Annotated in this window: 17 protein-coding genes; 6 read left to right on the top strand and 11 right to left on the bottom strand. The window is 28.0% G+C overall.

Annotated features, from left to right (window positions below; translation table 11 throughout):
• Positions 1-9: 9 nt before the first annotated feature.
• From CLSA_RS09575 to CLSA_RS09560, 4 genes are all read right to left on the bottom strand, one after another.
• Positions 10-1,242, bottom strand: coding sequence for a right-handed parallel beta-helix repeat-containing protein (locus CLSA_RS09575; protein ID WP_022745950.1), 1,233 nt, complete (start codon positions 1,240-1,242; stop codon positions 10-12).
• Positions 1,243-1,655: 413 nt separating this feature from the next.
• Positions 1,656-2,924 (bottom strand): hypothetical protein, encoded by a 1,269-nt coding sequence (locus CLSA_RS09570; RefSeq protein WP_022745948.1) that lies wholly within the window; start codon positions 2,922-2,924, stop codon positions 1,656-1,658.
• Between the two features lie 63 nt (positions 2,925-2,987).
• The gene (locus CLSA_RS09565) at positions 2,988-4,313 is read right to left on the bottom strand and encodes a DUF4179 domain-containing protein (RefSeq protein WP_022745945.1); all 1,326 of its coding nucleotides are present in this window, start codon (positions 4,311-4,313) and stop codon (positions 2,988-2,990) included.
• A gap of 303 nt (positions 4,314-4,616) precedes the next feature.
• Positions 4,617-5,297 carry a DUF4097 family beta strand repeat-containing protein gene (locus CLSA_RS09560; protein WP_022745942.1) on the bottom strand — a complete coding sequence of 227 codons (681 nt, stop codon included), beginning with the start codon at positions 5,295-5,297 and terminating at the stop codon, positions 4,617-4,619.
• A 256-nt stretch (positions 5,298-5,553) separates the two neighbouring features.
• On the opposite strand from CLSA_RS09560, the gene CLSA_RS09555 reads away from it, so the two are divergent.
• The 5 genes from CLSA_RS09555 (at position 5,554) to CLSA_RS09535 (ending at position 11,681) form a co-directional block, all read left to right on the top strand.
• Positions 5,554-6,255: a response regulator transcription factor gene (locus CLSA_RS09555; protein ID WP_335618171.1), complete on the top strand. Its 702-nt coding sequence runs from the start codon at positions 5,554-5,556 to the stop codon at positions 6,253-6,255.
• A 4-nt stretch (positions 6,256-6,259) separates the two neighbouring features.
• Entirely contained in the window at positions 6,260-7,699 is a 1,440-nt protein-coding gene (locus CLSA_RS09550) for a HAMP domain-containing sensor histidine kinase (RefSeq protein WP_022745936.1), read from the top strand.
• 199 nt (positions 7,700-7,898) lie between these two features.
• Positions 7,899-9,554 carry a sensor histidine kinase gene (locus CLSA_RS09545; RefSeq protein ID WP_022745933.1) on the top strand — a complete coding sequence of 552 codons (1,656 nt, stop codon included), beginning with the start codon at positions 7,899-7,901 and terminating at the stop codon, positions 9,552-9,554.
• Positions 9,555-9,567: 13 nt separating this feature from the next.
• Positions 9,568-10,290, top strand: coding sequence for a LytR/AlgR family response regulator transcription factor (locus tag CLSA_RS09540; RefSeq protein ID WP_022745932.1), 723 nt, complete (start codon positions 9,568-9,570; stop codon positions 10,288-10,290).
• Between the two features lie 173 nt (positions 10,291-10,463).
• The gene (locus CLSA_RS09535; RefSeq protein ID WP_022745930.1) at positions 10,464-11,681 is read left to right on the top strand and encodes an L-lactate MFS transporter; all 1,218 of its coding nucleotides are present in this window, start codon (positions 10,464-10,466) and stop codon (positions 11,679-11,681) included.
• 271 nt (positions 11,682-11,952) lie between these two features.
• On the opposite strand, the gene CLSA_RS23105 is transcribed toward CLSA_RS09535, so the two are convergent.
• The 3 genes from CLSA_RS23105 to CLSA_RS09525 form a co-directional block, all read right to left on the bottom strand.
• Positions 11,953-12,129, bottom strand: a complete 177-nt coding sequence (locus CLSA_RS23105) for a hypothetical protein (RefSeq protein ID WP_155738358.1) — start codon at positions 12,127-12,129, stop codon at positions 11,953-11,955.
• 279 nt (positions 12,130-12,408) lie between these two features.
• The gene (locus tag CLSA_RS09530; RefSeq protein ID WP_022745926.1) at positions 12,409-13,356 is read right to left on the bottom strand and encodes an ABC transporter substrate-binding protein; all 948 of its coding nucleotides are present in this window, start codon (positions 13,354-13,356) and stop codon (positions 12,409-12,411) included.
• Between the two features lie 318 nt (positions 13,357-13,674).
• A complete protein-coding gene (locus CLSA_RS09525; RefSeq protein WP_022745925.1) occupies positions 13,675-15,669 on the bottom strand; it encodes a methyl-accepting chemotaxis protein in 1,995 nt (664 codons plus the stop codon).
• A gap of 694 nt (positions 15,670-16,363) precedes the next feature.
• On the opposite strand from CLSA_RS09525, the gene CLSA_RS09520 reads away from it, so the two are divergent.
• Positions 16,364-17,680: an APC family permease gene (locus tag CLSA_RS09520; protein WP_022745922.1), complete on the top strand. Its 1,317-nt coding sequence runs from the start codon at positions 16,364-16,366 to the stop codon at positions 17,678-17,680.
• A gap of 303 nt (positions 17,681-17,983) precedes the next feature.
• Here CLSA_RS09520 and CLSA_RS09515 read toward each other — a convergent pair whose 3' ends face one another.
• From CLSA_RS09515 to CLSA_RS09500, 4 genes are all read right to left on the bottom strand, one after another.
• A complete protein-coding gene (locus tag CLSA_RS09515) occupies positions 17,984-19,045 on the bottom strand; it encodes a DUF4179 domain-containing protein (RefSeq protein ID WP_022745921.1) in 1,062 nt (353 codons plus the stop codon).
• Positions 19,035-19,601, bottom strand: coding sequence for a sigma-70 family RNA polymerase sigma factor (locus CLSA_RS09510; RefSeq protein ID WP_022745920.1), 567 nt, complete (start codon positions 19,599-19,601; stop codon positions 19,035-19,037). The genes CLSA_RS09515 and CLSA_RS09510 overlap by 11 nt, the downstream gene beginning before the upstream one ends.
• Before the next feature lie 165 nt (positions 19,602-19,766).
• Positions 19,767-20,729 (bottom strand): WG repeat-containing protein, encoded by a 963-nt coding sequence (locus CLSA_RS09505; RefSeq protein ID WP_022745919.1) that lies wholly within the window; start codon positions 20,727-20,729, stop codon positions 19,767-19,769.
• 82 nt (positions 20,730-20,811) lie between these two features.
• Positions 20,812-21,828, bottom strand: coding sequence for a phosphotransferase (locus CLSA_RS09500; protein WP_022745918.1), 1,017 nt, complete (start codon positions 21,826-21,828; stop codon positions 20,812-20,814).
• Positions 21,829-21,842: the final 14 nt, after the last annotated feature.

Here is a 21,842-nt window from a genome sequence, read left to right as displayed (position 1 = left end):
GAATGTGTCTTAATTCCAGAAACTAAAATTCATATGTGAAGGAATCTTTTTATTAGCAAGCTGTGATCTCATGTTTTTTATTGCTGTATTAACTTCTAATCTTATAGCAGCTTGTTTTGCTGATGATACAGTTGTTATAGATCCTTTCTTTGGTGCCTTATTAGCTGATGCAGCAGAAAATGCTTGAGCGTTTGTAAATGTCTTTGCAGTACAATCTGCAAGAGCATAATCAGCTTTTCCATTTCCAAATGCCATACCGTTAGTTAAATTAATTGTACATTTAGAGTTATTTTCATCAAAACCTTTTGATGTATTATCAACAGCTAAACAATCAGTCATAGTTCTTAAACCATTTGATGCAGCACCATATTTTGATGCTCCTGATCCAATCTTAAATCCATTACCATTTCCTGTTGAAACGCCTTTTGTTAAATCACTGTCAGTGCCAAGACCATTTGCTTTATCATATGTTCCATTAAATATTGTTGAATCACCATTATGGTAAGCTACACAATGATCATATGTTACATTACTAGCTAATGAACCAAAACTGTCCCAAGCATCATCTGAATTTTCAGCTGATACACAATATGAGAATGTGTTACCATTTCCAATATAAAGCTTTGGTGAGAATCCATCAGCATTTCCACCACTTGTAAGTGGATCAAAATTTCTGTAAGCTACACAACCTGTTACTTTGTTATTACTTGGGTATACTCCATAATCTTTGCTACCTGTAATTTGAAGACCTGCATCACCATTATAACTAAGTACACAGTCAGTAATATTGTTACCATTAGGCGTTGATGATGATGAAGTAGGTTTTATAAGCAGACCATTATCATAAGCCTTTTCAATTGTAAGACCTTGGATTGTATTATCACCTCCGCTTATTTTTACACCTACATACTTATCACCAGTTGCATTAGGACTTTCACTTTTAGCGGTTGTTCTAAATGAAGAAAAATCTAGTACCGGTGAGTATCCAGGTGCCGCCTTAATTGTAATACCTGATTTATTAATTGCAAGTTGGCTTGTACAATTAAGAGAATTTGATGCAATTTGAATTATATCCCCACTACTTGCATTAGCAACAGCTGTTTTTAAGTCACTAAAAGTTGTAACCGTTTTTGTACTAGCTGCAAAAGCAGTTGTTGCAGATGTTCCAGCAACTAAGAAAAGAGACATACACATAGATGATACAACAAATTTTGACACAAACATTTTCAATTTTTTAGACATAAATATAACCTTCTTTCTATTTCCAATCTTATAATTTTTTATTAAATAAATTAGACTCAAATCTTAAAAAATCTGAATCCCCTTATTTTTACACAGTGAGTCATAAATATCTCTTATGCAAAAAAATCATTTATAAAATAATGCTTTTTCATATTAGATATTGTCTTAATAATGACATAATTCGCATTAAAAATAAATATAGTTTTCTTTAAACGCATAAAATTCGGAATAAAAAGTAACTAGGTTATATTTTTCTAAAAATCTCTATTCAAAATGTGTTTTTATTTCATAATTCATTATATCTCATAGAATATCCCAATTAAAACTTAAACTTATGTAATAGCTAACCGAAATAGGGTTTACACATTTGTTTCGGTTAGTCACCACATAAGTCTAAGTTAAAAGTTATTTATCTATAATTGAATTTCATCATCTATTTTATATTTATCAATTTCTTTTATTGCATAATCAAAATTCAATTCCATTTTTTTATCTTTTTCTAAATTGTCAAATTCTACAATATATCCAAGAGAGTTATCTTGATCCTTATAAAAACTCATATTCTTTTCACTTTCATATCCATAATAAACTGTTTTTTCCTTTTCCATTTTAGGATATATACACATAGTACTTGCCATCAACAGACTTTCTTTTTCTGTATCACCTTTACAATATACTTTTAAGTTATTATCGCTTCTTTCAATTTTATATATTTCTCCTTTACTTCCATCAGAAAAGTCAAATCCCTTAGTGTAACTTATATCACTAGTTGTATCCTTATTAACATCATCTTTTTTATAATCTAAATTTTTATAAATATCCTCATAGATTTTACTTCTATCTTCATTGGTCATACTACAAGCTATAGGTATTATACTTATGGTATTTTGACCTTTTACTTTATCATAGGTCGCCACTCCTGCATTATAAGATCCTATCACAGTCCTAGTATCACCTTTATCATCTTCTGATGTATAGTTCCTTTCACCCATTGTCCTATACATCTTATCTCCAATTTTTAATATCAATGGAGTAGAGAAATCAATATCTTCATCTTCATCTGAATCACGTTTTTCTTCTTTACTGTAAGTAACTTCTGTCCCCATCGCATTAGACTCTATTTTTTTTACTGTAAAATTAAATTCTGGTATATTAACTGAAACATTCTTTTCAATGGTATTTTTAAATGATTCTGAAAAATCCACATTAGCATCCATTCCAACATTAATTTTATATTTAGGAATTACTAAATCCACCCTTAAGTTTCCTTTTTCAGGTATTTCTTCATCATTAACTTCTCTATTAAGTGTTATTTGCATAGTTTTATCATTAATAAGTTCATGTGACATCTCATAATTATAATCTTTACCATCACCATATGTTAATAGTACTTGTACATCGTCTCCCTTAGTTTCTTCAAGTGGTTTTTGACTTTCCACTTTTACTGTAACTTCCAATTTATGCTTTGTTGCAACTATCTTATCTATTGATATTTTTAAACCATTTTGTTCAATATCATTGTCTTTACTAACAATATTATTATTTGTAGAATTATCACTTGTGGTATAAGACGGTGCTGCTTTTACACTACTATCAGCTAAAACAGGTGCCTCCATAATCCCAAAAGTTAAAGATATTCCGAGTACAGAGCTTAATAGCATATTTATCTTTTTATTCATCATAAAATTTCCTCACTTCTCTAATTTAATATCACTATATACATGTTTTAATATTAATTTACTCCCCTATAGTTGCACTTCATCTTCTAAATCATACTTATCAGCCTGCTTTATTATTGTGTTAATATCTGCATCCACCGCTTTATCTTTTTGAACATTATCAAACTCTACAATATATCCAAGTGATTCTTTAGGATCTTTGTAAAAACTTACATTACTGTTGTTGTAATACACCATATCATCATTTTCGTTTGACATTTGATAATGTATATTCATATTACTTGCCATTAAAAGACTTTCTTTTTCTGATTCTCCCTTGCAGTATACTTTTATAGTATTATCTAATCTTTCTATATTATATATTTCTCCTTTTGTTCCATCCGAAAAATCAAATTCTTTTTCATAACTTATATTATTAATGTTATCTTTATTAGCATTATCCTTATCATTTTTATGTCGTTGATCATAAATTTCATCTATTTCACCATCTGTCATATTACAAATTACAGGTATTAAGCTAACATTCTTTTCGCTTTTAACAATATCATATGTTGCTGATTTTGATTCATAATTTCCTGTTTTCACACTATGATCTTCTGAATATTCATTTACAGAATGTGTTTTATACATCTTATCTCCAACTTTTAATATTACTTGTGAATTCCATGAAGATTTTCTATTTTTATAGTCATCTTTATTTCTATAGCCATCATTATTTCTAGGTGCAGTATAGCTAATTCTTGTTCCTAACTCATCAGATTCCAATTTGTTAAAAGTATAATCTAACCCTGATATTTTTGCACATATATCTTTATCCATTATATTATTGAATGATTCTGTAAAATCTACAGGCATTTCAATTCCTATATTAACTTTATATTTTGAAAGCACTACATCAGCCCTCATTGTTCCTTTTGCACTGTATTCTCCATCATGATTATATTTTTCTAGAGTTACAATCATAGTTTTATTATCTACATAAGTTTCATTTGAAGATGTTCCACTAAATCCTTTATCATCATTTCCATATGTTAATTCAAAAATAGAATTGCTATATGACACTTTATCAAATGGCTTGTCACTTTCAACCTTAAGTATTACTTTCAAATCCTTCTTGGTTCCAATTGCTTTTTCTACAGTTACTTTAATTCCATTTTGAACTTCACTTTTATTTATATTCACAAAGTGCTCTTTATTTGCCATAGATATTGCATCATCAGTATATGCAACTTCTGCTTGTGTAGTTGTATTAACTGTTTGTGCTGCTACTATATTCACATTGCTATCTGAGCTATCTGCAAAAGCTGGAGATGTCATCGCACCTGTAATCAAAGCAAATGCAACAATACCTAGAGTCAGTCCTAATTTCCCATTTATCTTTTTTACTATCATTATTATCCCCCTTGGATTATTATTCTTCTATTTACTTTAAAATGTTATTTATACTTATACTGGTTATTATATCTTACTAATTGTAACATTTCATCTTAATTTCACCTTAATTTCATCTTAATTTTATAGAGAATAAATTTATCTACATAGGGGCCTCATTGAGAATTTAATATATCACAAACATGTATCTAATTTCGGCTAGGATTCACATAATCTCTATTCTTATTGAGAACTCTATAATATATAACAACTTAATATTTAGGCTTATGTGATAATTTTCCGAAATACAATCGTCTAATATAATCAATTCCCATTTATAGTTATATTCCCATCTGAAGATAATAAATTAATATTCTTTTCGCTTATAGAAGAATCTACATTTAAATCAAGATTATTAGTTACTTTTCCTAAGCGTGATTTAGCTGATAGATTAAATTTTTCATCTTTAGGTAATTTTAAATCTATATCGCCTAAATGCGTATTTACAGTGATATTACCGCATATTTTATCTAATGAAATTTTAGTTTCACCATCTGTTGTACTACACTCTATATCTTCAGAATTTGAATTTAATATGTTTATTTTGCTTAGTTTAGATTTTATAGACAATTTATTTTTATAGCTTTTGGGAATATCTATATTTACACTTAAAGTCTCACCACCTAAAACAAAATTCATCTTATTTTCGATATTTGTCGTAACATATAAAACATTATTTTCAATTCTACTTTCTAATTCATATTCATTATATATATATCCCGTCTTAGTTTTAGAAAAACTACATTTTAGATCCTTTGAATCAGAAGTTGTAACATTAACATCGAAATTCCCATCTAATGATATTTCCTGTAAATTTGATATTTCTTTCGAAGTAAAAATCCTTTGCTCATTAGTTGTTTTAGCTGGTAAAGAAAATATAATTTTCCCTACTAACAAACCCAATATTAAAACAGCTACTAAAACTTGAAATATTCTTTTTATCATAACTTTGTCTCCTTAATTTTAAATATTTATCATAACCTTGATGCGCCACGTCTCATATTCTGTCAAATTTCTTTATGATCATAAGTATATACCTCTAAAATTAATGTCTTATTAATCTAAGCTTAATGAAGTATAAAATTAGCATCTTTACTTGTAAATAAAAACATTACTACTTTATAATTAAATTGGATATTAAATTATAGTAACTTAATTATTAATTGGAACTGTAATAAAATATAAGTATCAAAAATAAGAGGTGAAAAAATTGAATTCAGTTTTAGTTGTAGATGATGAAAAAGAAATTGTAGAACTAATAGATTTTTATTTAAGAAACAATGGATATAATACATTCAGAGCACTAAATGGTAAAGAGGCTCTGGACATTTTTAAAAAAGAGCAAGTAGACATAATAATACTAGATATAATGATGCCTGAGCTTGATGGTAAAGAAGTTTTAAGAAAGGTTAGAGAAAAAAGTAACACACCTATAATATTTTTATCCGCCAAAGGTGAAGATATTGATAAAATTGATGGATTATTCCTTGGAGCAGATGATTATCTTGCCAAGCCCTTTAATCCTATAGAACTAATTGCAAGAATCAAAGCACTTTTAAGGAGGAGTATTGTATTTAATAATCAGACTGAAGAAAATACAAGTCTTATAATAAATGAACATTTAAAGTTAGATGAAAAAGCCTGCAAAATATATAAAGATAATAAAGAACTCCAACTAACATCATTTGAATACAAGCTTATATGTTTTCTTATGAAAAACAAAAATAAAGTTTTCACTAAAGGTCAATTGTATGAACATGTATGGGATCAATCCTATCTTGGAGATGAAAAAATTATAATGGTTTATATAAGTAAGCTGAGAGATAAAATAGAGGATAACCAAAAAGAGCCTAAATATATTAAGACTATAAGAGGTCTTGGTTATATGTTTGAAGGTAAATAAAGTTATGAAGATAAATTTTAAGATCAGTAATAAAAAATTAAATGTAAAAAGCTTTCTTATTATAAATTACCTAATAACTTTCTTAATATTATATATAATTGTACAGTTATCATATAAATCCTCAACCTTTATATTAGAAACGTTTATTTTTAAAAATCAAGAAATAAGTATTACTTCATTTGTTTCCTATTATAATAAAGATTTTGATAAAATTAAACTTGGTTTTCTATCAGAAATGGGTGCTTGGGAAGAAGTTCTAGATGAAAACAAAAAAGTGATTTATATAAAAGGTGATAAAAAAGATAATATAATGCAATACACTGAAGATCAACTCTTTGAACTAAACTATTCCAAAGAAGATTCCACTAATTCCCCTTACATCGGACAAGTGTTCCCTGTAGAGGGTGAAAACGAAGAACACTATCTTTTCCTTTATAAGATTGATAAAAGAAAAGTTGAACATTCGTTTATTTACAAGCCTAATTTTTCTAGTAAGTCAGATAGTATTCTTTCTTTAAAAGCTTATGGTACGCTATATTTTATTCAAGCAATTTTTTTATTGATAGGATTATATATTTACAGCATTATAAGTTCAAAATTTATAACAACTCCTCTTAAAGCCTTTGTAAATAATATTAAAAACTTCAAAAAACTTAATTATGATACTAGGGCTAAGATAAAAGGTTTAAAGGAACTTCAAGAAGTTCAGAACGAATTTAATGAAATGGTAATTAAACTTGAAAAAGTTAAGGAAGAAAATAAAAGAATAGACGAAAGTAAAAAAAGATTATTAGTAGATATATCACATGATTTAAAAACTCCAATCACTTCTATTCAAGGTTTTTCAAAGCTTTTATTAGAAGAAAGTATAACCCCTGAAGAAAGAGATAATTTTTTAAAAATAATTTATAATAAATCAGTATATTCAGCAGTACTTATTGAAGATTTATTTGCACTTTCTAAACTTGAAGATTCTGAATATAACCTTTCCTTAATAGAAGTTAACTTTAGTGAATGGCTTAGACGCCTTATTGTGGAATATTATGAAGAATTTCAAAATAAGCATTTTAACTTAGAAATTAATATTAGCGAGTATTCTGTAATATTTAAATTTGATCAAAAATTAATGAAAAGAGCACTCTCTAATATTTTTAATAATGCTCTAAGTCATAATGAAAATTACACAAGTTTAAAAATAGAATCTTATCAAAAAGAAAATACTGTAACTTTAAAAATTGGCAGTAATGGAACAAGTATTGATAAATCAATAAGTGAAACAATATTTGATCCATTTGTAAAAGCAGAAAATAATACATCTAATGGAAGTGGCCTCGGCTTAGCTATAACAAAAAAAATCATTGAAAAACATGGTGGAACTATAAAACTAACCTCTACCGAATTTGAAAGAATTTTATTTGTTATTTCTATGCCAATTAGAATTTAAATCTAATTAATGCTTAAACACATAACGTAAAAAACGCGACTAGAAATTACATAGGTTTCATGTTGGAGACAATACACCGCCTTTGAAATCCGCCATAAATTCTATTTTTCGACTGATTTCTTATTTTATATTATAATTAAAGCAACATCAAAATAATATTGATGTTCTATACTAACTAAAGATTGGAGATGAATTCTAGTTGAATTACGTATATAACATATTAGGTCAATTTGTAGATAGAGTCGCACTACTGCTTATGTGTTTATTTGTTATAACAAGGCTTAGAGGTTTTAGAGAGATATTTCGTAGTGACAATTATAGCAAGAAAGGATACTTAATTGCATCTATAGTCTTTTCCATATTTGCTATAATGGCTAACTATACAGGACTTAATGTTGAAGGCTCTCTGGTAAATGTTCGAACAATAACTATAGTATCTGGAGGGATAATATTTGGTCCAGTTGTTGGAATTGTAGCTGGAGTAATATCTGGTATACATAGATATTTAATAGACATAGGCGGTATAACTTCAATCCCATGTCTTATAAGCAGTATAACCGCAGGAATAATCTCTGGATATATTAATAAAAAGATTCAACGAAACTATAGATGGATATTTGGAATAATAGCCGGGGTATTTTCTGAAACAATTACAATGATTCTTATACTTTTATTAAGTAGACCTCTTTCTTTAGGCCTTGATATAGTATCTAAAATAGCTTTACCAATGATACTAGGCCAAATTAGTGTAGGCTTTATTGTTCAATTAATTCAGAGTATAGAGGATGATAAGGATAAAATAGCTGCAAAACAAGCAAAGTTGTCACTTGATATAGCTAATAAGACACTCCCCTACTTTAGAAATATAAATAGTGATTCTCTAAATAAGATATGCACTATAATAAGAGATGATATTAAGGTTGATGCAGTATCAATAACTGATACAAAAAATATATTAGCTTATATTGGGGTTGGAAAAGAGTACTATAACATTGGACACGAAATAATAACTGAAGTAACCAAAGAAGCCATAAATAACGACAAAATAATTATAAGAAATAATGGTTTACAAGATAAAAGCTTAATGTTAAAATCTGCAATCATAATACCTCTTAAAGTGAAGAATGAAGTTATAGGAGCTCTAAAAATATATTATAAAACCTCTCATAGGATAACTTATTCTCTACAAGCTCTTGCTGTTGGACTTTCTCAAATTATATCAACTTTAATGGAGGTATCAAAAGTTGAACAAATGAAAACAATGGCTAATAAAGCAGAACTTAAAGCTCTTCAGACGCAGATAAATCCACACTTTTTATTTAATGCTCTAAATGCTATAACTTCTTTTATTAGAATAGATCCAAATAAAGCAAGAGAACTTATAATAAACCTAGCCAGCTACTTAAGATATAATTTGGAGTTAAACAGTGAATTTATAGATATAAGAAAAGAATTAAAACAAGTTAAAGATTATATAGAAATTGAGAAAGCTAGATTTGGAAATAAATTGAATATAGTTTATGATATAGATGACATAGATATAGAAATACCAAGTCTTACAATACAGCCCCTGGTGGAAAATGCCATAATTCATGGTATTTTAAAAGATAAGGGAGCAGGTACAGTAAAAATTATTGTAAAGGATAAGGGCGAAAAAGTTAAAATTTCTATAATAGATAGTGGTATAGGCATAAGTGAAGAGGTAATTAGAAATATCTATAACGATGCAGTGCCTAAAAACAAAATAGGACTTTACAATGTACATTTAAGAATTAAACTTATTTACGGAGAAGGACTTATTATAAAAAGATTGGAAAAAGGAACTAAAATAGAATTTTACATAAAGAAAAAATAAAAGAGGTGACCATATGAAAGCTATAATAGTTGAAGATGAATTTTTAGCACGAGAAGAGCTTAAATATTTTATTACAAACTATAGCAAAATAGAAATAATAGATGAATTTGAAGATGGAATAGAAGTACTTAAATTTATTCAAAATAACGAAGTTGATATTATATTCATGGATATAAATATACCATCTTTGGATGGTGTGCTACTTGCTAAAAGCATAAGCAAGTTTTCTAAAAAACCATACATAGTTTTTATAACAGCCTATAAGGAACATGCTGCGGAAGCTTTCGAAATAGAAGCTTTTGATTATATATTGAAACCTTATTCAGAATCTAGAATTGTATCTATGTTAAAAAAATTGGAGAGCATTAATAATCATAAAGAAAATAGCTTATGCAAAACTAATATACAAAGTAAAATAAATTTATGGAAAAATGAAAAGATAATAGTGGTAAATATGGATGATATATATTACTGCGTTGCTGAGGAAAGAATAACTCATGTTTTTACGAAGAAAGACGAGTATTCAGTAAACTTAGGTATAGCTGAATTTTATGACAGCCTGCCAAAGGATACTTTCTTTAGATGTCATAGATCTTATATTGTTAATATAAATAAGATAAGAGAAATCATACCTTGGTTTAATAACACTTATAATTTAAAACTTCAAGATATAGATTATCAAATACCAGTAAGCAGAAGTAACATAAAAGAATTTAAACAGCTTATGAATATATAAATGTATTCTGTGTAGTTTTTTGTGCATTTCGTTCAATAAAGAATAATTTTATATTACACCGATTTATAATAATGGTAATAAAACAAACAACATAAAAAGTTGAATTTCAATAGTGTTGTAAATACCTTATTAGATCAATTTGTCAATATATTAATTAAGGAGTGATGAACGAGATGAAAAAAACACATGAAAACCGTTGGTTAATAGTATTAGGTACAGTAATTGCCCAATTAGGACTCGGAACAATTTATACTTGGAGTTTATTTAATCAGCCTCTAGTAGATAAATTTGGATGGCAGTTAAGTAAGGTGACTATTACTTTCTCTATAACTAGTTTTGCTTTAGCATTCGCTACATTAGCTGGAGGTAAACTTCAGGAAAAACTAGGAATTAGAAAACTTATATCAATTTCAGGTTTAATCTTAGGAATTGGTCTAATACTAACATCTAGAGTAACTTCACTAGCCATGTTATATATTACAGCTGGCATAATAGTTGGAGCCGCAGATGGTATTGCATATCTTACATCACTTTCAAATTGTATTAAGTGGTTTCCAGAAAAAAAGGGACTTATTTCAGGTATATCAGTTGGAGCCTATGGAACAGGAAGTTTGATTTTTAAATATATTAATGGAAGTTTAATCAATAGTAATGGTGTTTCAGAAGCATTTTTATACTGGGGAATTATAGCTATGATATTGGTTGTTATTGGCGCTCAGCTATTAAAAGATGCTCCAATACTAAGTTCTATTACTACTAATAATTCAAATGAAAAAGATTTTTCTGTAACAGAAATGCTTAGAACTAAAGAAGCATACTTTTTATTTTTAATATTCTTCACAGCTTGTATGAGTGGTCTTTATTTAATAGGAATTGTCAAAGATATAGGTGTTCAATTAGCTGGTCTTACACCTGCTGTAGCAGCAAATGCAGTAGCTATGGTTGCAATATTTAATACAGCTGGACGAATTATATTAGGAGCTTTATCAGATAAACTTGGCAGATTAAACATAATAATTTTCACTCTCGCTGTTATAACTGTTTCAGTATTTGTTTTAAGCTTTGTGCATTTAAATTTTGTAATTTTCTTTGCGTGTGTTGCTTCAATTGCATTTTGTTTCGGTGGAAATATCACAGTATTCCCCACTATTGTAGGTGATTTCTTCGGTTCTAAAAATCAAACTAAAAATTATGGAATTATATATCAAGGCTTTGGTTTAGGCGCTCTTTCAGGTTCATTCATTGCAACATTAGCAGGAGGCTTTATACCTACATTTATAATTGTCGGAAACTTATGTATAGTATCAATAATTTTAACTTCTATGATGAACTCAACAAAACTTAATACTTGCTTTGAACAAACTAATAAGCTATTAAAAAAAGTCTCGTAAATAAAGTTTACTTAACATATATATCGCGTGTCCTCAACAACGAATAAATTTGTTAACAACTATTTCTTAAAAATTAAATATATTAGCGATATCTTGTAATTATTTTCTTTTTACTTCTAACTTCCACTTTTCATTCACTTATAGAATATCTTTACCCACTAAAATCCAAGTTTTAGATTTTAGTGGGTTTCATGGTGAATACGAATCTTCACCTTTGAACTCCACTATGCTTTACCCAAATACACACTTTCTATTTTCCAAGTGTAATTTTTCATTTGTTAACCTTATTTATATATTTTTCTGGATTTTGTAAACTTATAATTACACCATCTTCAACTTTTAAATTTGTATTTTCTATGAGATTTACATTATTAATTAGATTTATTCCAACAGCATAGAATGCCTCAGATAACTCTTTTATATCTTCAATAACAGTACCCGACATCATAATTCCTTTATCAATTAATTGGTGCTTTACTATTAGGATTAGGGAATGCCTTGCTTTGAGTATTAATCATTAATGCAAAAATTATTAATATAATTAAAATTGATTTAATTGTTTGTCTTAATATTTTCATTTTAATCCCCAACTTTACTTTAAATAATATATACTAGTATTAGGTTGCATATAAATACAAAATTTATTCTCTTAACAGCTCACTTTTTCTAGTCTATCTCATATATATTTGGGCAGGTAATTGTGAACTTTGCAGTTAATATACTATTATTAATTTTTCAAAGATCCAAATGCACTAAATTTCCAACATGATATAATTAATAGAGTTTTATCGATATCACTGGCTTCACTTGATGTAACTGAGGGTGGAATAATATAACTATCATCTAATCCATATTTTTTCAAGATTTTAGAAAATGTTTTATCTTTTTTTAGTTCATCAATTTTTTCATTCACTGCATTTAACAAATTTGTATCACTACGTCTAACTGCTGCTGCTGTTTCACCAGGAAGATCTGGTTTTGATGGGTCTTCATATATTGCTTTTAGGTATAGATTTTTATTTTGTTGTAGTAGATATGGAAAAATAATAGCATCACTTATGCCTGCAGCCACTTTTCCATAATTTACTGCTGATAATAATTCTAATTGATTAGGAAATAGTATATAATCTTTTATTGCCCCTTCTTGCTTTAACTTTTCAGCAAAAGGCACATCAATAGTTCCTTCCTGTACTCCTATCACCTCATTCTTCAAGTCTTCTTTAAACGATATTTTTGAGATTTTAGGTGTAACAAAAATATCGTAATCTTTATACCATGGGTTAGTAAACGATACAAGTTTTTTACGTTCATCAGTAATATAGGTCGCATCAACTATCATATCGATATCATCATCTTCTTGTATTTGAGTAAATAATTTATCAAATGGAACATATTTCATTTCTACTTTATTAATACCAAGGAGTTTTGCAACTTCATTTATAATATCTCCATCTATGCCTGTAAGTTCTCCTGTCTTAGGGTCTATAAAACTATATGGTGGATTATTAGATGAAGCGATTGTTAGTACTCCCTTCTTTTTAATTCTTTCTAATCTATCAGTAACATTTGTATTGTTAGTAGTTTCATCATTAACTACTTTACATATACAAGACATTCCAGTACAATCACCAACAAGTAGGCTTAAAATTAATAAAAATATATGAAGCTTTTTCATATTATATTTCCTTCCTCACTATACTTTAATTTGCGCTTATTGGCGCTACTATTGAGCTAATCATTTTAAATTTTAAGCATTCTCATTACATAGAAAAATTTATAGTATGAATTCAAATGCTTTTAGTTAAAATACATACATTTTGCTCTAGCTCAAAATTATATATAGTTATTGTTTCTAACTTTATTCTAAACTATTCAAAGTTTTAAGTGTATGTGTTATAACTACTAAGTATAATAAAATCAATCAACACTAAAATGTTGTAAAAAAATAGAACCCACAATTCAGGTTCTATTTTCTTATTCAAATTATTTGCTTTTAAACTCTAAACTTATCTACTTCCTCATTCATTTCACTAGTCATACTGTTAAGCATTTGTGCTGTTGCTGCTATTTCTTCTGTGGAAGCATTCATTTCTTCTGATGATGCTGAAATTTCCTCTGAAGATGCTGAAATTTCAACTGAAACTGAAGATACTTTATCTATTCTAGTCAAAATAACATTCTTGTCATTATCGATATCCTCAGCAGAATTTTTAACTGTTTCAATTTTAGGAATAACTTCATTCACTGCTTCTATAATTTTTTTAAAAGATGCTATTGAACTATTTATAATCTTAACTTGTTTTATTAATTCATCATCCATAGTAACAGAATCTTGAACTATTATATCAGTATCTTTAGACATACCATTAATTAGTTTACTAATGCTTTCTGACGATATTTGAGATTGCTCAGCAAGTTGTCTTATTTCATCTGCTACTACTGAAAATCCTTTTCCTGATTCTCCTGCTCTGGCTGCTTCAATAGCAGCATTTAATGCTAACAAATTTGTTTGCTCTGCAACACCATTTATTATATTCGTAATTTCATTTATTTCGTTTATATCTTTTCCAAGTCCAATAATTTTACCACTGAATGTTTTAAATGAACTACTAACTTTTGTCACAGATTGATTTAATGCATTCATTTCAATACTACTCTCATTTGCCATTAAATTAATTTTCCTAGAATTTGAATCTACAACTTGTATCCCTCTAACCATTTCAGATAACTTATAGCTAAATTCATTAAGAATCTCTGTTATGTGTATTAGCTCCTCAGATTGAGTACTTGTATCTTTTGCGATTTCAGAAATTGCTTCTGTAACATTTTGTGATACACTTGCTATCTCTTCCGAAACAAATGATAAATTTTCTGATTGTGCATTAATATTTGAAGCATTATCTTTTATTTTTTTAATCATTGTTCCTAATGATTCCTGCATTACTTTAATTGAATTAGTCATATCTCCAACTTCATCTTTTAACTTTAAGTACTTATGAGAGACTTCTTCACATAGGTTACCTTCTGCCAATAATTCAAAATGCTTGGAAGTTGACTTTATTCCTCTAGATATACTATTAGCAATTATATAAATTATAATAAACCCAACTACTATAAATACTACAGATGATAATGTGACAAAAATCACCAAGCTATCTAGTTCTGATAATATTTCCTTGTGTATTGCTACAACTCCCACTGACCATTCAGTTCCATTAACTGGAGCATAACCTACAAATTCATCTACACCATTATAAGTGTACTCACCTAATCCTGTTTCTCCTGCTCCCATTTTGCTTTCAACATTTGCTAAAGCCTGTAATTTAGGATCCTTTTTTGCTTCTTCAATTGGATTATACATTTGAAGAACTAAATCTTTGTTATTACTAGCAATATTAGTTCCATCCTTTTTAATCATAAAAGCATAACCTGTTTGTCCGACTTTAATCTGATTAGTTAATTCACTTAATCTATTACCATCTGTTATTTCAAGTAATACTCCTACAATTTCATTATTGTATTTAATAGGAACTGCATATGTAACTATTAAACTTCCATTTATTTTGCTTACAAGAGGGTCTGATACATTACTTTTCCCAGATAATGCTTTTTTAACATGGTCTCTATCGCTCACATTAGAACTCTCTCCATTTGTATATATAGAGTTGCCATCTTTATCTGCAATACCTATTTTAATACTTCCAATTCTATCATTTTCTTTTGAAAGAATTTTCAATTTATTTTCTATTGAAATATTGGGATCACACACATCTTCTCTTGCTGCAATAGTTTCTAATTGCTTTAAGTCACCTTGAATTCTTCCCTCGATATTACCCGCTGTTTGTTCTGCAATATTAGGAAGAGTCTTTCCTAAGTTCGATGTTAGTGCCTTTGATGAATTTATAAATGAAATTACACCTAACCCTATACATATAATCCCTATTAAAACCCCTAAACTTAATATCAATTTTCCTTTTATACTTTTCATAATATCCTCCTTGTATGAAATTAATGCATTGTTAAATATTATTACCTAATCTTATATTTTTCCCATCTATTTCTCATGATTTTCTACAATAATTATTCAAGTTATATGTATTATACCATATTTCTACAAATAGTGCATTTTTTCACTTAATCACATTCAAAATTAAGTAAACTATTTCATTAAGTTTTTGAGCAAGTTCAGTCTGACTTTGAGCAGTTAATGCTACTTGTTCTAGTTCTTGAGTCGTTTGATTCATACTTTCCTTTATCGTTTCTGCTTTTCTATTTCTTCAAATCGCTCTCATAATTCTTTAAATTATTCTGGGGTTGCTAATTCATCAAGTTGTGGAAAAAAACTGTATCTTAACAAACAGAATGAGGTTCATACATGCGTATATAAAATGTTTTTTATTAGTTTCAGTATTTCACAACCTTTTAATTGTTATAGCACAATTAAAAATATGCTTGAATAATATTTGAAATTACAGTAGGATTAATTGGTGGTAAAAATGTATAAATTTGAGTTGTTTTTTGTAAAAAAATTATCTTTTTGTGTAATTTTATACTTTAAGAGTTATAAGACAACGCAGTCATTTACAAAAGCAGCTCTTTTTTTGTGTTTTTCTAAATGCAATATCTGTTTAAAATTCAAAAGCTTAATATGTAAGTAATTTAAAAAGACGAGGAGAGAAATAATGGATAAGAAAAAGTTTGGCTTGATTAGTATTATTTTATTAGGAATAAACGGCGTTATAGGTTCAGGTATCTTTTTACTACCTGGAGATGCCTATAAATTGTTTGGACCTCAAAGTATAGGCATGTATTTTATTGTAACATTATTAGTTTTATCACTAGCTCTATGTTTTGCAGAAGTAAGTGGAATGTTTGATAAAACAGGAGGTGACTACATATATGCAAGAGCAGCTTATGGAGAATTTATAGGTTTTGAAGTTGGAATAATGAAATGGATTATATGCATTATAGGCTGGGCAACAATGGCAGTAGGATTTGCCACAGCTTTAGGATTTTTTTGGCCACAAGCAGCAAATGGAGTAACCAAAAACATTATAGCTGTTAGTCTTTTAGTAGTTCTTGGAATAATTAATTTATTTGGTATAGAAATCGCAAAATATTTAAATAATGTAATGACTATTGCAAAATTAATCCCGTTGGTACTTTTTATTGTTGTTGGTCTATTCTTTTTAAAAGGTGGGAATTTCATATCAGCTCAACCAATTAATATGGGCAACTTTGGACAGGCTATAATTGTAGTTTTTTATGCCTTTTCTGGATTTGAATCGGTAGTAATAGCAGCAGGTGATATGGATAACCCAAAGAAAAACGTACCTATTGCTATATTAGCTACAATATTAATAACTTCCTTTATCTACATATTGATACAAACAGTTTGTATTGGAACTTTAGGCTCTGAATTATCTGGAAGTATTTCTCCAGTTGCAGATTCTGCGAAAGTATTTTTAGGAGACTTTGGTAAAATCTTAGTTGCAGTTGGAACCCTTATTTCAATTACTGGAATTAATATAGCCACAGCTTTTAATACCCCAAGAAGTGGAGAAGCCCTAGCTGAAGGCGGTGTTTTACCTTCTTTTATAAGCAAAAAAAATCGATATGGTCAACCTTACGCAGCAATCATAATATCAGTTGCAGTAGCAATACCTCTTGTTTTATCTGGTAGTTTTGCACAGCTGGTAGGAGTAAGTGTTATTTCAAAATTTGGTCAATATATTCCAACCTGCTTTTCTGTTATTGTATTTAGAAGAAGAAATTCAAAATCTTCATTTAGAGTACCTTTTGGATACTTTATTCCTATAGTATCTGTTTGCCTTAGTTTATGGTTATTATATAGTGCTTGGGCAGATGACATGGGTAAACCAATAATTCAAAATAGAGTTATTATTGGGCTTGGTGGATTTATAATAGGAATTCCATTATATTTTTTATTCAAACGTATAAACAAAGTGAATTCTTCATCTTCATCTGTAAATGAATAAATATCCACTTTTGTAATTTGGAATAATTCTGCCAGAAATTACACACCTATAACTTAATTTCAAAATCAATACAAGCATCCACAAATTTGCATAAGACAAATCTGTGGATGTTTCTAATCATTAACTTGTTTTACATACACCTCATTCTTTATACTTACCAAATTAAAGGAATTAAACGATAATGTGTTTTTAAGCAATACTCTTTGTATCCATTAAGTTGTCTTAAAAGTGTTTCTTCTTCATTATTATAATATATACTTATATATTAGTTTGATACTTTTTAAGTTATACAAAAATCATATTTTATTTAATATTTATTGTAAATTCATCTCCAGCTTTTTTATACTCATCAATACTTGGAGCTTTACCACTTTGTTCTGGCATTCTTACTGCATACGGTGTTAGCATTAATTTACTTGCCTTTTCATTAAGATTTCCAACTAATACATTTTCATATTTTAGCATAAAATCATCTTTTCTCTCTCTTGATAAATCAAATATCACCTTATTTCCTAAATCATCATGTCCTTTTAATAAAATCGAGTATATTTCTTTATTATCTGAATTGTCAATGATTTTACCATATACCTTTTGTCCTAAATCATTATCTGTGTATTTTTCTAAGATATATTTATTTCCATTTTCAATATCAAATCCATAATCAAGATTTACGGTTTTAGTATCTAATTTAAGTTTATCTCCATTGGTTTTAAATTCAAATTTCCAAGTTCCATTTATACCATCAGCATGATTTACCATCATTTTAGAATATACAATTTTTATATTTAAATCTCCACTTAAATCCATATTTTTTATTGAATCTAAATCATATTCTGTAACTTCTTGTGTAGTATTATCATCTATTTTTTCAATACCACCACTTGCTCCTGTAAATTTAACTTTTTTATTATTTATATAAAGAGTCATTTCGCTATCCCAAGTTTCGTAATCTTTTAAAATCCTATCTGAGCTTATATTAGTAGATATAAGCAATTCATTATCATCTAATATTACCTCATTTAGTTTAACTGTTACTCCCTTATCAATAACAGCTTTATCAATTACAGTATTATAATCTTCTAGGTTTTTCTCTATTCCTAAGAAACTTGAAATACTTTCACTGACTAAATTTATTTTTGATATGGCGTAAGCTCCTGTATTTCCAAAAGACATCCCTGCTAATATTGCCATAATTGCAGCTGCAGCTATTACTTTTCTTCTAACTCTTTGTTTACTACCTTTCTTAATAGATTTTCTAATATTCTTTTTAATTAATTTTTTTTCAATATCATTAAAATCATCTTTTTTATATTCATCCAAATTAATATTTATATCATTAAGCAGAGTATATATGTTATTTTTCATACTTAACACCTCTTCTATTATTAATATTAAAAATATCTTTTATTTTCTTTTTTGCCCTAGATAACCTATTGTATATAACTTCTTTTTTCATTCCACATTCTGTACTTATTTCATCAATATCCATTCCGTCAACATATAACTTATAAAGTAAATCTCTATCTTTTTCCTTTAAGCATTTAAGTAGCGATTCCATTTCATTACTTAATTCATTTTCTAAATTCTTCATTTCAGTGCCATCATCACTAATATTTAAATCATCTATGTTTTCATGTTGTAAATCTTTTAAATACTTTCGTTTATAATCAATGCATTTGAATTTACATATACCAGCTACCCAATTTTTAAAGTCACTTTTGCTTTCATCAAAGCTATTTATGTTATTCCAAATCCCTAAAAGAACATCATTTATACATTCTCCTTGGACACTCTGAATACCATATAAATGCTTTCCTACAACAGATTTTATAATCCAGCCATAATTATCAATAACATAATCTAAAGCTTTTTCATTCCTATTCCTTAGTTCTTTAATATAATTATATTCATTCACCTTCATTTTCTACCTCTTCCCATAAAGTAAGCTTGCATTTAATAAGTTTACACTTACATATATTAATTCGTACCAAAAAAGGAAAACCTATCAAAATTATAAAATAATTCTGATAGATTTTTTTACTTATTTAATATTCATACTATAGTTACCTTATCTAATTTCAGTCTATTAAAATTTTTTAGGCGTCCATACCTTATTCCCATCTCGATCTATATATATTTTTATAAATGGATCTACAAGTGCTGCTGCCAGTCCATTTTTAAAATAATGGGCAATTACAAATTGTGGCTCAACAATTATATCTCCACGTTTATTTATATAACCATATTTATCATTTATTTGTACAGGCGCTCTTCCTTCCCTAAAACTATATGCAAAATTAAATTTAGGTTCTATAACAATCTCATTTTTCTTATTTATATATCCCCATTTACCATTTAACTTTATACTTGCTAAACCTTCCGAAAAATTTTGTGCATCATCATATTTAGGATCAATCATTAAACTTCCTGACTTATCCATAAAACCTAATTTTCCATTAACCTTTACTGCCGCTAAACCTTCATTAAAATCATAAGCACCTTCAAAATTCGAATCAAATATATGTTTCCCTAACTTATCTATGTAATTCCATCCATCTTTCGTATGAACCCTAGCTAACCCTTCAGAAAAACTAGAAGCATAATCATATATAAAACCAGTGATAAATTCACCCTTAGAATTTATAAAAGCATTTATTCTACTGTCTTTGTCTTTTACGCAAGCATGTCCTTCTGAAAAATGGATTGGAAAATCAAACTGTGGTTTTACTATGATTTCACCACTTTTATTAATATATCCCCATTTACCATTAATTTGCACTGGGGCCAAACCTTCTGAAAAAGAATATGCCCAATCAAATTTATAATCAATAACTAATTCTCCGTCTATATTTATAAATCCAAATTTGCCCTCAGATTCTAATGATACTTCAGCAACCCCTTCATTAAAATCCCCTCCATGACAAAATTTTGGTTCAATCACAACTTCCCCATGCTGGTTTATGTAACCAATTTTATTATTTCCACCTAGTTTGGTATACCCTACTTCATTATCTATATAAATCATAAATAAATTACTAATCTCTGACACTCCATTTTCCTCCAATGTTTAAAACTTAAATTTGTACTTTATAATATAGAGGTTAAATATAATTATTCCTACCTTATTTAAATTAACAGAATTCTTTTTCTAGCTTATCCGTTAACTCTTCAATATTTTCTTCGAACCATCTACAAAGCTTAGTTGACCAATGAGCATAATGGCACAGTACATTTTTATTTGAATTATTAGATTCATAATACTGACTAAAATAATCACATACTGCAAGTTGATAATAGTACAAATATGCCATCATTTTTATATCATAAGTACTCAGCTTACTAAATTTCATATAACTCCTTACATATTTCACCAAGTTATCATAATCTATTTTTCCATCAATGCACTTAGGATCTGCATAAGAATACGATCTTATTAATTCCCAACAAGCAGGATGAACACAAGCTGAAGTAAAATCAATTATTGCATTAATGCAGTTCTCACCGCATATGATCTGACTTATAAAATAATCACCATGAGTATTTCTATAAGTAAATCTATCCATTTCAAATTTAATATTTTTTATTTTATCTAACAAACTAATTCTATACTTCAAATCAATTACATTCTGCTTTTCCCCATGTCTTAACGCTATATCTACGGATTTTTCATAAGATATTTTAGCTGCTTCAGGGGTTATAAATTCAAAAAATTCTTTACCTATTCCACTAGTTAATGAAGAAAAGCCTTCTAATACTTTGTGAATTTTCCCCAACATTTCAGCACTTTCTTTCATAAACCATTTAGGAGCTGTATTTACTTCTAATATTTTACCTTTTATAAAACTTTGTAAATGAAAAATATGTCCAGCGTACTCTAATAAGTATTCACCATTCTTTGTTTTATAAAATACTGATACAGGAATCCCATTTTGTGATAGCAGATTATTTATTAAAGGTTCTTTATCAGGATGATTCATAAATATCATTTCGATATCCTTAAATAGATATTCTCCCTCTTCTGTAATTATATGAAAACATTCTGATGAAGCACCTTCTAAAATTCGATTTATCTCTTTAATAATTCCAATGTCATAATTTCTTTCTATTATTTCTCTTATATCTGATATTATAAAATTCTTCTTATACATTTGAATACTCCCCT

It is taken from the genome of Clostridium saccharobutylicum DSM 13864 (assembly GCF_000473995.1).
Classification (GTDB): domain Bacteria; phylum Bacillota; class Clostridia; order Clostridiales; family Clostridiaceae; genus Clostridium; species Clostridium saccharobutylicum.
The sequence above is the reverse complement of the archived record's forward strand: the minus strand, read 5'-3'. Positions and strand labels throughout refer to the sequence as shown.